13 protein-coding genes are annotated in these 12,735 nt (G+C 64.4%); 11 read left to right on the top strand and 2 right to left on the bottom strand.

The genetic code is table 11. The features are described from left to right. Position 1: 1 nt before the first annotated feature. The 11 genes from traD (at position 2) to HX851_RS16195 (ending at position 10,626) form a co-directional block, all read left to right on the top strand. Positions 2-2,200, top strand: a complete 2,199-nt coding sequence (gene traD / locus HX851_RS16245) for a type IV conjugative transfer system coupling protein TraD (protein WP_177065698.1) — start codon at positions 2-4, stop codon at positions 2,198-2,200. Positions 2,201-2,219: 19 nt separating this feature from the next. Then, entirely contained in the window at positions 2,220-2,969 is a 750-nt protein-coding gene (locus HX851_RS16240; RefSeq protein WP_177059589.1) for a TIGR03747 family integrating conjugative element membrane protein, read from the top strand. 103 nt (positions 2,970-3,072) lie between these two features. Then, the gene (locus tag HX851_RS16235) at positions 3,073-3,402 is read left to right on the top strand and encodes an integrative conjugative element protein, RAQPRD family (RefSeq protein WP_177059591.1); all 330 of its coding nucleotides are present in this window, start codon (positions 3,073-3,075) and stop codon (positions 3,400-3,402) included. Further along, a complete protein-coding gene (locus HX851_RS16230; protein WP_177059593.1) occupies positions 3,399-3,638 on the top strand; it encodes a TIGR03758 family integrating conjugative element protein in 240 nt (79 codons plus the stop codon). Before HX851_RS16235 ends, HX851_RS16230 begins: the two co-directional genes overlap by 4 nt. Before the next feature lie 37 nt (positions 3,639-3,675). Next, the gene (locus HX851_RS16225; protein ID WP_177059595.1) at positions 3,676-4,038 is read left to right on the top strand and encodes a TIGR03745 family integrating conjugative element membrane protein; all 363 of its coding nucleotides are present in this window, start codon (positions 3,676-3,678) and stop codon (positions 4,036-4,038) included. A gap of 13 nt (positions 4,039-4,051) precedes the next feature. Next, positions 4,052-4,456, top strand: a complete 405-nt coding sequence (locus HX851_RS16220; protein ID WP_177059597.1) for a TIGR03750 family conjugal transfer protein — start codon at positions 4,052-4,054, stop codon at positions 4,454-4,456. Beyond that, a complete protein-coding gene (locus tag HX851_RS16215; RefSeq protein ID WP_177059599.1) occupies positions 4,453-5,127 on the top strand; it encodes a PFL_4703 family integrating conjugative element protein in 675 nt (224 codons plus the stop codon). The genes HX851_RS16220 and HX851_RS16215 overlap by 4 nt, the downstream gene beginning before the upstream one ends. Continuing rightward, positions 5,127-6,029 carry a TIGR03749 family integrating conjugative element protein gene (locus HX851_RS16210; protein ID WP_177059601.1) on the top strand — a complete coding sequence of 301 codons (903 nt, stop codon included), beginning with the start codon at positions 5,127-5,129 and terminating at the stop codon, positions 6,027-6,029. The genes HX851_RS16215 and HX851_RS16210 overlap by 1 nt, the downstream gene beginning before the upstream one ends. Next, complete coding sequence (locus HX851_RS16205; protein WP_177065701.1) at positions 6,019-7,479, top strand: TIGR03752 family integrating conjugative element protein; 1,461 nt, start codon at positions 6,019-6,021, stop codon at positions 7,477-7,479. Before HX851_RS16210 ends, HX851_RS16205 begins: the two co-directional genes overlap by 11 nt. Continuing rightward, entirely contained in the window at positions 7,460-7,879 is a 420-nt protein-coding gene (locus HX851_RS16200) for a TIGR03751 family conjugal transfer lipoprotein (protein WP_177059604.1), read from the top strand. Before HX851_RS16205 ends, HX851_RS16200 begins: the two co-directional genes overlap by 20 nt. Continuing rightward, complete coding sequence (locus HX851_RS16195) at positions 7,879-10,626, top strand: conjugative transfer ATPase (protein ID WP_177065703.1); 2,748 nt, start codon at positions 7,879-7,881, stop codon at positions 10,624-10,626. The genes HX851_RS16200 and HX851_RS16195 overlap by 1 nt, the downstream gene beginning before the upstream one ends. A gap of 59 nt (positions 10,627-10,685) precedes the next feature. Here HX851_RS16195 and HX851_RS16190 read toward each other — a convergent pair whose 3' ends face one another. Both HX851_RS16190 and HX851_RS16185 read right to left on the bottom strand, forming a co-directional pair. Continuing rightward, on the bottom strand, positions 10,686-12,005 hold the full coding sequence (locus tag HX851_RS16190) for a sensor histidine kinase (RefSeq protein WP_177065704.1): 1,320 nt from the start codon (positions 12,003-12,005) through the stop codon (positions 10,686-10,688). Then, positions 12,002-12,712, bottom strand: a complete 711-nt coding sequence (locus tag HX851_RS16185; protein WP_177059611.1) for a response regulator — start codon at positions 12,710-12,712, stop codon at positions 12,002-12,004. Before HX851_RS16185 ends, HX851_RS16190 begins: the two co-directional genes overlap by 4 nt. Positions 12,713-12,735: the final 23 nt, after the last annotated feature.

The following is a 12,735-nucleotide window of genomic DNA, read 5'->3' as shown; positions in this document are numbered from 1 at the left end:
CATGACCCAGTCCCATACCATCGAGGCACTGCTGCGTCCGGCCGTGGAGCTATACACCGTGGCGGTCTGCATGGCCGGCGCCGGGCTGGGTCTGTTCGCCCCCTGGTCGCTCGCGCTGACACCCCTGTTCGGGGCCGCGACAGCCCTGTGCTTTCTGCTGTTGGGCTGGATCCGCCTGCGCCAGGCATTGCTGGTGTTGCGCTACCGACGCACTATCCGCCGATTGCCACGCTACGTGATGACCAGCAGGAAAGTGCCCGTCAGCAACCGACGACTGTTTATCGGCATCGGTTTCAAATGGGAGCAGCGACATACCCAGCGCCTGATGCAGACCTACCGGCCGGAGTTCCGTCGCTACGTGGAACCGACGACATTGTTCCGGCAGGTCCGCAGGCTGGAAGAGCGCCTGGAGAAAGCCCCCTTTCCGTTGAGCCTGATCGCCGCGGCCAGCGCCTGGGACAGCCCGCTCAATCCGCTGCGCCCTTTGCCGCCGGTAGGCGGCTCGCCTCGGTTGCATGGGGTCGAGCCCAATGAAGTCGAGGTCTCGCTACCGCTCGGCGAGCGCGTGGGGCACAGCCTGGTCCTCGGCACGACGCGGGTCGGCAAAACCCGGCTGGCGGAACTGTTCATCACCCAGGACATTCGCCGCGTGAAGGTCGCCGGTGATCGCTCGCACTTCGAACCGGTGATCGTCTTCGATCCCAAAGGTGATGCCGACCTGCTCAAGCGCATGTATGTCGAAGCCCAACGCGCCGGGCGTGGCGACGAGTTCTATGTGTTTCACCTGGGCTGGCCGGACTTTTCCGCACGCTACAACGCCGTGGGTCGTTTCGGGCGCATCTCCGAAGTCGCCAGCCGGATCTCCGGACAGCTCTCGGGCGAAGGCAGCAGCGCCGCCTTTCGCGAGTTCGCCTGGCGTTTCGTCAATATCATCGCGCGGGCGCTGGTGGCACTGGGAGTGCGCCCGGACTACCTGAAGATCCAGCGGCACGTGATCAATATCGATACGCTGTTCATCGAGTACAGCAACCACTATTTTACCCAACGTGATCCCGGCGCCTGGGACGTCATCGCCGCCCTCGAAGCCAGCCTCAACGACAAGAACACGCCCCACAACATGCGCGGCCGACAAAAACGGGTCACGGCGATTGATCAGTACCTTGCCCGCACCCGGGTGGGCGATCCGGTGATGGACGGGCTGCGTTCGGCCGTGCGTTACGACAAGACCTACTTCGACAAGATCGTCGCCTCGCTGTTGCCACTGCTGGAAAAGCTCACCACCGGGCGCATGGCGGAACTGATCTCGCCCGACTACAGCAAACTCAACGATCCCCGGCCGATCTTCGACTGGATGCAGGTCATTCGAAAGCGGGCGGTCGTCTATGTCGGGCTCGATGCCCTGTCCGATCCGGAAGTGGCAGCAGCCGTGGGCAACTCGATGTTTGCCGACCTGGTGTCGGTGGCCGGCCATATCTACAAATTCGGCCTCGACGATGGCCTGCCGGACAGCGGCCGCGAACAGAAAATCCCGATCAACCTGCATGCCGATGAGTTCAACGAACTGATGGGCGACGAGTTCATCCCGATGATCAACAAGGGCGGTGGCGCGGGCATCCAGGTCACGGCCTACACCCAGACCATCAGCGACATCGAGGCCAGGATCGGCAATCGGGCGAAGGCCGGCCAGGTGGTGGGCAACTTCAACAACCTGTTCATGTTGCGGGTCCGGGAAACCGCCACCGCCGAGTTGCTGACCCGTCAGTTGCCCAAGGTCGACGTGTATTCGACCACGCTGGTCAGCGGTGCCACCGACAGCTCCGATCCCTCGGGCGGTACCGACTTCACCAGCAATACCCAGGACCGGGTCAGCTCCACCAGCGTGCCGCTGATCGAGCCCGCGCACATTGTCAGCCTGCCCAAGGGACAGGCCTTTGCCCTGATCGAGGGTGGCAACCTGTGGAAAATCCGCATGCCCCTGCCGGCCCCCGATCCCGATGAACAGATGCCCGGGGATCTGCAAACCCTCGCGGAAAACATGCGCAAGCGTTATGTCGATGGGGGTGGCGAGTGGTGGATCACCAGCGGTACACCGAGGGTGGGCGCCTCATTGCCGACGGATCTGCTGGACGATTTTCCCTTGCCGCAAGCGGGTGTGAAAGTGCCGTCAGCATCCACGGACCAGCAGGTGCCGGGCCCATGAAATCGAGAGGAACGACGCCATGACGGCCACTGGCGAAAGTGCAAGAAACCAGCAGCCCTACCGAGAAAAAGGCCTGTTCGGCAAGATCCTCGCCCTGCCCTTCACCCTCTTCGGCATCCTGCTGGTGGCGCTGTTTTTCAGCGTCGCCAGCGAGTGGCTCGGCTTGCTGTTTTTCTGGCCGGACGAAGGCTGGCAGCACTCGCGGGACATGTTGAACAGCGAACTGGCGTGGATTTCGACGATCTTCAGCCAGAGCCTGTTGCTCGATCAACCGGAACAGACCGCCCGCTGGATCGTCGCCCTGGCTTACGAGTGGGGCTTCGAGAAGACCGGCCTGATCGACTGGATCAACCTGCCGGCGCCGCACACGCGGATGAACGGCCAGCGCGGCACGGGATTGCAGTACTACCTGGGACAGGCCCATGCACACACGGAGGACTACGGCCTCGCGGCGGTCTATGCCGTGCTGACCTTCCTGGCGCGGATACTGATCCTGGTGCTGACCCTGCCGCTGGTGCTGATGGTGCTCTTCACCGCCGTGGTGGATGGCCTGGTGCGCCGGGATCTGCGTCGGTTTGGTGCCGGGAGAGAATCAGGGTTCATCTATCATCGGGCGAAAATGCTGATCGTACCGCTATGGGTCGCCCCCTGGATCATCTATCCGGCGCTGCCCATAAGCGTGAACCCGTTATTGATCCTGCTGCCCGGTGCGGCCGCCCTCGGCCTGGCGGTGAGCATTTCGGTCGGCAGCTTCAAGAAATACCTGTGATCCGCCAAGCCGTAAAACCTACCACGCCCAATCCTGTTTTCCGGCTGTCATCGGCAGCCTCCTGCGGCACGCTCGTTGAACTTTCTTCGAGCGGATCGCCTTTATGCCTATTGCCTTGAGCCCCCTTCGATACACCGCGCTGGCCGCGAGCCTCGGCGTCCCTCTGGTACTGGCCGAGCCAACGGCTCATGAACGCACGCACCTGACCGGACTGCTGCGCCAGCTCGACGCCGCCACCCGGCAGGCGAATGCCAGTGCCGCGCTACCGACAGATGAACAGGCACGCTTCAGCTTCGACTACCCGCGCCTGTCCGCCGACCTGGAACTGGTACGCCAGGGCATCGAAGGTTATCTCAGCCCTTCAAGGGCCCAGCCCCGGGGCCTGCCCGAACTGACCGGCCACTACACCCGCTCCGACGAGGTTGCGCCATGAGCATGAGCGCGCCGCAGCTCTCGGCCTTTCAGGCCATGGGCGGCTTTACCCCCGGGCAAAGCACCACCCTGCTGACCGGCCTGGTGCTGGCCATCGCATTGATCTTCGCCGCCTGGGCCATGGTCAGCGGCTACCGGGGCTGGGCCGGCGGGCAACTGTCCCAGGGCAGGTTCGCCGGTCTGGCAGCCAAGGTGGCGCTGATCTACATCCTGCTCACCGTCCTGTTGCTGCACTGATTTTTCTTGTTTCACCCACTGCCATTGGAGGCACCTGATGAATATCCTTTCCCTCTTCAAACAGCTCGCCCGCCCGCTTTCGCGAGCGGCGCTTGTCGGCAGCGCAGGGTTGTCGACGCCGGTGTTCGCCGCCCTGCCCGCGATGGAAGCACCCAGTCGCGGCGAGGGCAACGGCATCATCCAGACGCTGCAGAACCACGGCTACGACATCGTCGCGCTGATCGCCCTGGCCATCGCCGCCGCCGCATTCTGCGGCGTGGCCTACCACGCCTACTGCTGTTACTCCGAAGTGCAGAACGGCAAGAAGACCTGGGGCCAGTTCGGCCTGACCTGCGGGGTGGGTGCCCTGTTGCTGGTGATCATCATCTGGCTGTTGACCAAAGGCACGGAAGTGCTGTGAGGATGATCGCGCGATGACTCACGATTCGGATCACTTCCTGGCTGACGGCACCATCCGCTTTCTGCCGTCACGTCTCAATCACCAGCCGGTCATCGTGCTGGGGCTCACCGCCGATGAAATGTGGCTCACCGTCGTCGTCGCGGCCTTGACGGGCACCTGCCTCGGCAGCGTCGCGGCGACGCTGTTGCAGAGCATTGCCCTGGTCCCCTCGGGGATCGTGCTGTGCATCGGCCTGGGGTTGTTCGTGGGCGGTAACCTGCTGCGTCGCCACAAGCGCGGCAAACCCCAGACCTGGCTGTATCGGCACCTGCAATGGCAACTGGCGACCCACTGCCCGCCGCTGGCCCCCTGGGTCGGTGCGGACGCCCTGGTGACCCGCGGAGGTCTCTGGAGTACACGTCGGAGCCCGCGCCCATGAGCCGCTTCAAGAACGAGGTGGCCCGCCTGGAATCCCATGTCAAGTCGCTGCGTGGCGGATGCGCATTGCTGTTCGGCATAGCCTTGCTCATGGGGTTGGGGTGGTGGGAGGCCCCACGGAACCTGACCATCAATATTCCGCCCGACCTGCGTTCGGGCAGTACCCGCAAATGGTGGGAGGTACCGCCGGAGTCGGTCTACACCTTCGGTTTCTACATCTTTCAACAACTCAACCGCTGGCCCGTCGATGGCGAAAAAGACTACCCACGGGCCATTCACAAGCTCTCCGCCTACCTGACACCCGGCTGCAAGTCACAGTTGGAAAACGACTTCCAGCAACGCCAGATCGCCGGCGAGCTACGCAGCCGCACCCGCGGCGTTTTCGAGATTCCCGAAAGGGATTACACCCGGTCGCCGGAGCTGCGGGTCAAGGTCCGGGGGCGAGACCAATGGCTGCTGAACCTCGATCTCGCCACCGAGGAATTCTACGGATCGGAGCGGGTCAAGCAGGCCTTCGTGCGTTATCCCCTCAAGGTGGTGCGCCGGGATGTGGACCCGGAGAAAAACCCCTTCGGCATGGCCCTGGACTGCTACGACGGTGCGCCACAACGCATTGCCGCCTCATCCAGGTCCGCCGCCGACGCCATTTCTCCCACGCGAGGAGATGACTGATGGCCCGGTTGAACTTCCTGCTTGCCCCCATGCTTGCCTTGGGCCTGGGCTGCGCCACGGCCCAGGCCGTCGAACTGATGACCTGGGAGCGCCTGCCGCTGGCTATCCCCTTGCAGGTCGGCGAGGAACGAATTCTCTTTATCGACCAGAATGTCAGGGTCGGAGTGCCGCGCTCACTGGGCGACAAACTGCGCATCCAGAGTACCGGCGGTACCCTCTACCTGCGCGCCAATGCCCCGATCGAACCCACCCGTCTGCAACTGCAGAATGTGCAGAGCGGTGAAATCATGCTGATCGATATCGCGGCAAGGGCCGTCCAGTCCGGCAGCGCCCTCGAACCCATCAGGATCGTCAAAGGTCCCGGCAGGCCCAGGCGATACACCGGCGCGTCGACGATGTCGTCGAACAGCGACACACCGGCATCACCTGCCGAATCAGCCGACAAGTCCCGACGCGCCCGGGAGACACCGATCCCGGTGGTCCTGACCCGTTACGCCGCACAAAGCCTTTATGCTCCGCTGCGCACCGTGGAGCCTTTGTCCGACGTAGTCGCGCTGAAAACACGACGCGACCTCGATCTCTCGAACCTGCTGCCCGGCCAGCCACTCACCGCCAGGCTGCTGGGCGCCTGGCAACTGGACGACTACATCGTCAGCGCCGTCAGGTTGCGGAACCTCTCGACCCGGACACTCGACCTCGACCCACGCGAACTGCAGGGCGACTTCACCAGTGCGGCCTTCCAGCACCCTTATCTCGGCCCGGCACCGCAACCCAGCGATACCACCGTGGTCTACCTGGTCACCCGCGGTCGCGGCCTGGCACAAGCACTGCTGCCCAGCCTGAGCCCGGTCGATGCCAGTCGCCCCCTCTCCCTCGCGGATGGAGGTGACCATGCGCAGTAGCGGCATGCTCAAATGGTTGGTCCTGCCCTTGGTGCTGCTGGTGCTCTTCGGGGTGATCAGGGCCTGCTCCAGCAAGGACACTTCCGGTGCGAACACCGAGCACGGCGGCCATCGCCTGACAGCGGAGGAAATGAAGCAGTTGGGCATCGACGGTGATACTCCCCATGACACGGTTGCCACGCTGGTGGCCCAGACCAAGGCGATGCGCGAGGAACTGAAAGCCCTGCTCTCCGAAAACCAGGATCAACAGCAGGAGAACATCCGCCTGCGACGTCGCGACAGCGAGATCGACCAGCGTATCCAGCAAGTCCTCGGCGTCGAGCTGGAGAAGGCGCAGCACAAGGCCCCCACCGGCCTGAGCGCCCTGGAGACGCAGAGCCTGCTGGACGATCTGCAACAAAAGCTGTCGGTGCAATTCAGCGCCAGCCGCGGCGCGGACCTGCCCATTGGCCTGGGGCTTGAACCCGGGGACGAGGGACAATTCTCCGCCAGCAACGATGACCTGGTCTGGACCGAGCCCCAGGACGCGACCTCCGTCGACGCCCGGGGCAAACCCTTGCCCGCCGGCTCCGGCAAACCGGCGCTGGGCCTGAGTTTCCCTACCGCCTTCAGTGATGAGGCAGGCCAGCGCAAGCTCGAAGCCGACGCAGGGGGCGGCAACGTCAAGGCTCCTGCGGACAAGGCGTCCGCCAGGCCTGTCTACACCTTGCCGGAGAACAGCACCCTGACCGGCTCCGTCGCCATGACCGCGCTGATCGGGAGAGTGCCGGTGGACGGCGTGGTCAACGACCCCTATCCGTTCAAAGTGCTGATCGGCCCGGACAACCTCACCGCCAATGGCATCGACCTGCCGGACGTCGCGGGGGCTGTGCTCAGCGGTACTGCCGCCGGCGACTGGACACTCTCCTGCGTACGCGGCCATATCGTCAGCCTGACCTTCGTCTTCAACGACGGACGCATCCGCACGTTGCCCGCGCCGAAGAAACTGACCAGTCGCCAGGGCGGCAACCAGACAGCCGGCACCCCGACCGGCAAGATCCAGGGCGGTATCGGCTGGCTCAGCGACCCGTACGGTGTGCCCTGCATTGCCGGTGAGCGGCGTTCGAACGCCCAGCAATACCTGGGCAGCAAAAGCCTGGTCACCGCCGCGGGTGCCGGCTTGGCAGCCCTGCTCGAAGCCAACAAGGCCGACGCCAGTACCGTAATCACCCCCGGTGGAGCCGCCGTGGGTGCCGGTCCTTCGGCGCTCAACAGCATTCTCTCCGGTGGCGTGAAGGATATCGGCGACTGGGTCAACAAACTCTATGGCCAGGCGTTTGCCGCCGTCTACGTGCAACCCGGCGCTCAGGTGGCCGTGCACCTGGACCGGCAACTGGAGATCGATTACGAACCCCTCGGCCGCCAGGTGCGGCACATCGCTGGAGGAACCCATGCGTCTACCCTCGATTGAACTGCTGCCCTGTCTGCTGCTGGGCACACTGCTGGTCGGCGGCTGCAGTACCGACAAAGACCATCTGCTGCCCCACGGCCCGCACACCATGACGGATATCTGGGACCGGCAGTCCGCCGAGGGGCCCCGCAGCCCCGGCAATAACTCTCTGCAAGAGGCACGCCTGGCCCTGCGCCGACCTCTCGGCGACAGCGTTTCCGCGCAACCGGCCTACACCCGGACCGCTCGCAACGAAATACACAGCCAGTTCCGACGCCTGCCCAATCCGGACCTGGTGCTGTACGTCTTCCCGCATCTGGCGGGTTCCGACCCGGTACCGGTGCCGGGCTACAGCACGGTCTTTCCCTTTTACCAGCGTGTGCAGTACGCCCTGCCCGGCGAGCGGACGGAGGACTATTGATGAAAACGCCCAAGCCCCAACACCCACGCCCAGCCACCGTGGCCGATGAACAGGCGCTCTATGAGGCGACCCCGAGCTTCGTCGACCTGCTGCCCTGGGTGGAATTCCTGCCCGACTCACAGTGCCTGCTGCTGGAGGACGGCGAGTCGGTGGCGGCATTCTTCGAACTGACCCCCATCGGCACCGAAGGCCGTGAGGCGAGCTGGCTGCGCACGGTCCGCGATGCCCTGGAAAACGCCCTGCAGGACAGCTTCGACGAGTTGGAAGAACAACCCTGGGTGCTGCAGCTCTACGCCCAGGACGAGACCGACTGGGGCGCCTACCTGCACAGCCTCGGTGACTATGTGCAACCCCGAGCCCGGGGCTCGGCGTTCACCGACTGCTACCTGCAGATGTTCCGACAGCACCTTGAGGCCCTGTCGCAACCCGGCGGACTCTTTGAAGACACCGTCGTCACCCAACTGCCCTGGCGCGGGCAAAGCCGCAAAGTGCGCCTGGTGGTGTACCGACGCAGCAAAGGCACACCGACCCAGCGCGGCCAAAGCAGCGAGCAGGCCCTCAACAGCCTCTGTGAGCGCCTGAGCGGTGGCTTGGGCAATGCCGGCGTAAGGACACGACGTCTGGACGGTGCACAGATCCATCGCTGGCTGCTGCGCTGGTTCAACCCCGATCCGAAACTACTGGGCAACGCCCCGGAACAACGCCAGGACTTCTACCGGCTCGCCGACTACCCGCCGGACGACGCCAGCGAGGAACTGTCACTGGCCAGCGGCAGCGACTTCGCCCAGCGCCTGTTCTTTGAACAACCGCGCTCGGATGTGCAACAGGGACTGTGGTACCTGGATGATATGCCGCACCGCGTGGTGGTACTCGATCGCCTGCGCTCGCCCCCCATGACCGGCCACTTGACTGGCGAAACCACCAAGGGCGGCGATGCCATCAACGCCCTCTTCGACCAGATGCCCGAAGACACGCTGCTGTGCATCACCCTGGTGATCACGCCGCAGGACACCCTGGAGGCGCACCTCAACCACCTGGCGAAAAAGTCGGTCGGCGACACCCTGGCATCCGAGCAGACCCGCGACGATGTGCAGCAGGCCCGCGCGCACCTGGGCAGCGCACACAAGCTGTACCGGGGCGCAGTGGCCTTCTACCTGCGCGGCCGCGATATCCGGGAACTCGACAGCCGGACCCTGCAGCTCAACAACGTGATGCTCAACGCGGGACTGCAACCGGTGCGCGACGAACATGAGGTCGCCCCGCTCAACAGCTACCTGCGCTGGCTGCCTTGCGTGTTCAACCCGGGGATGCGCCAGAGCGAGTGGTACACCCAGCTGATATTCGCCCAGCACGTGGCCAACCTGGCGCCCATCTGGGGGCGCAGCGAAGGCACCGGGCACCCCGGCTTTACCTTCTTCAATCGCGGCGGCGGCCCGCTGACCTTTGACCCCCTCAACCGCCTGGACCGGCAAATGAACGCCCATCTGTTCCTGTTCGGGCCGACCGGTGCCGGCAAGTCGGCCACCCTCAACAACCTGCTCAACCAGGTCATGGCCATGTACCGCCCGCGGTTGTTTATCGCCGAGGCCGGCAACAGCTTCGGGTTGTTCGCCGACTTTGCCCGGCGCCTGGGCCTGAGCGTCAACCGGGTCAAGCTCGCGCCAGGCTCTGGGGTCAGCCTGGCGCCCTTCGCGGACGCCTGTCGACTGGTGGACACCCCCGCGCAGGTCCTGACCCTGGACGCCGATGCACTCGATGACCACGACAGCCCGCAAGAGGACGAGCGCGATGTATTGGGAGAACTGGAGATCACCGCGCGCCTGATGATCACCGGCGGCGAGGACAAGGAAGAACAGCGCCTGACCCGCGCCGACCGCAGCCTGATTCGCCAGAGCATCATCAACGCCGCACACACCTGCGTGAGCCAGGACCGCACCGTCCTGACCCAGGATGTCCGCGACGCCCTGCGGGCCATGGGCCATGACCACGGCCTGCCCGAGCCACGATGCCTGCGCCTGCTGGAAATGGCCGACGCCATGGACATGTTCTGCCAGGGCGCCGATGGAGACTTGTTCAACAGTGACGGCACGCCCTGGCCGGAAGCCGATATCACCCTGGTGGACCTCGCCACCTACGCCCGCGAGGGCTACAACGCGCAGCTCTCCATCGCCTACATCTCGCTGATCAATACCGTCAACAATATCGCCGAGCGGGACCAGATGCTCGGCCGGCCCATCATCAACGTCACCGACGAAGGCCATATCATCACCAAGAACCCGCTGCTGTCGCCCTATGTGGTGAAGATCACCAAGATGTGGCGCAAGCTCGGTGCCTGGTTCTGGCTCGCCACCCAGAACGTCGATGACCTGCCCAAGGCCGCGGAACCGATGTTGAACATGATCGAGTGGTGGATCTGCCTGAACATGCCACCGGACGAGGTCAACAAGATCGCCCGGTTCCGCGCGCTCACCGACGCCCAGAAAACCCTGATGCTGTCCGCCAGGAAGGAATCCGGGAAGTTCACCGAGGGGGTAATCCTGTCCAAGTCCATGGAGGTGCTGTTTCGCGCGGTGCCACCCAGTCTCTACCTGACCATGGCCATGACCGAACCAGAGGAAAAAGCCGAACGTTTCGAATTGATGAACGCCAGGGGTATGAGTGAGCTGGAGGCCGCGATGGAAGTAGCACGACGGATCGATGGCCTGCGGGGGATTTCCAGCGCCACGCTCGACAGTCCTGACAAATAACACCTGCGAGCGGTTGCAGTCCCCCCTGCAACCGCTCGATGCCAACGCCATCGAACCGGCTAGACCGGCAGCACCACCACCGCCTCCAACCCACCGCCCTGACGATTGCTCAGGGTCAGCGTACCGCCATGTTCCAGCACGATCGCCCGTGCGGTGGAGAGCCCCAGGCCAACCCCACCGGTACTCTTGTTGCGCGAGCCTTCCAGGCGGAAAAACGGCTGGAATACCTGCTCATGCAAGTCGACGGGAATCCCCGGCCCGCGATCGAGTACCCGGATGGTCACGTCGTGCGCGTGCTGTTGCAGTTCGACCAGCGGCTCGCGACCGTAGTGAACGGCATTGTCCATAAGGTTGGTCATCACCCGCTTGAGCCCCAGGGGGCGCCCGAAGTACACCAGCCGCGGCGGGCCGTTGAAGTGGATATCGACGGCCTGGTCACGGTAGTCGTCGACCAGCGTCTGCAGCAGCTCCGCCAGGTCCAGCTGGGTACCCTGCTCCAGGCGGGCATCGTCGCGGAAGAATTCCAGGGCGGTGTTGATCATCGCCTGCATCTCGTCGACATCACGGAACAGGCGTTGTTGCTGCTCGACATCTTCGATGAATTCACCCCGCAGGCGCAGGCGGGTCAAGGGCGCGCGCAGATCATGGGAAATCGCCGCGAGCATCTGCGTGCGATCGCGGATAAAGTGTTGCAACTGCGCCTGCATGCCATTGAAGGCCAGGATCGCCTGGCGGATTTCATGGGGACCGACCGGTTCGATGGCTGGGGCCCGGAAGTCCGCGCCAAAGCGCCGGACACCCTGGGCGAAATCCTCCAGGGGCCGGGCCAGGCGTCGCGTCGCGATCAGGGTGACCAGGGCCGTGGAAACCAGCACCAACAGCAGCACGATCAGGCTACGCGGCCCCTCCGCCATGCCCCAGCTGCGCGACGGTGCACTGAACACCAGCCACGAGTGGTCGGCCAGTTCCACCAGCAGCGCGTAGTGCCCGCCGGGACCCGACCAGTCGGACGGCTCATAGGCTTCCATGTGCCGGGGTGGCCCCTTGAGGGTTCGCTTGAAAATCTTCTCGGAACTGAAGCCTGCATCCTCGATCACCGGCACATCAATCGTCTTGCGATCAGGCAGCCAGACGACCTTGAAATCGGCATCATCCACCGCCTGGCTCAGGCGCAGACGCTGGTCCGGGTTCGTCGCCTCGATCACCTGGACCACCACGGCCACCTTGTCCAGCAGGCCGGTCTCGCTCAAGGGCGGCCGCGCCCAGACACCCGCCAGCTGGACAAACAGCGCGTTGAAGGCCAGTGCGGTGAACATGGCGATCAGGATGGTCAGGGCAATCCAGCGGGCCACGGTATCGCGGCGATGACGACCGCTCATGAGCGGGTCACGCTGACAGTGAACTGGTAGCCGCCATTGCGCACGGTACGAATCATCTCCGGGCGCTTGGTATCGAATTCCAGCTTGCGCCGCAGGCGGCTGACCTGGACGTCGATGCTGCGATCGAACGCATCATGGCTGTGGCCGCGCGCCAGGTTCAGCAATTGCTCGCGGGTCAGGACACGCTGGGGGTGTTCGACGAAAACCAGCAGCAGGTCGAACTCCCCAGACGACAGCGGGATCATCACCTGGTCCGGCGAGCGCAATTCGCGGCGCGTCAGGTCCAGTTGCCAGCCGGCGAAACGAATCAACGGCCGCGAGGCGTCACCCAGGGGCGGCCGGCTTTCTCCGGCGCGGCGCAACACGGCCCGCACCCGCGCCAGCAACTCGCGGGCGTCGAAGGGTTTGCTCAGGTAGTCGTCCGCGCCCATTTCCAGCCCCACCACTCGATCACTGAGTTCGCCCATGGCGGTGAGCATGATCACCGGTGTCGCGTACTGCTGGCGCAGACGCTGGCAGAGCAGCAGGCCGTTGTCGCCGGGCAGCATCAGGTCGAGGATGATCAGGTCCGCGGGGGTCAGCGCCATGGCCGCCCACAGTTGCGCCCCGTTGGCCGCGGTCTCGACCGCATAGCCATGTTGCAGAAAGAATTTCTTCAGCAGCGCGAGGACCTCAAGGTCATCGTCCACGATTAAAAGATGGCTCACCGGCGGGTATCACTGAGTTCTGT

It is taken from the genome of Pseudomonas gingeri (assembly GCF_013385635.1).
Classification (GTDB): Bacteria; Pseudomonadota; Gammaproteobacteria; order Pseudomonadales; family Pseudomonadaceae; genus Aquipseudomonas; species Aquipseudomonas gingeri_A.
This window is presented reverse-complemented; position numbering and strand designations above follow the sequence as displayed.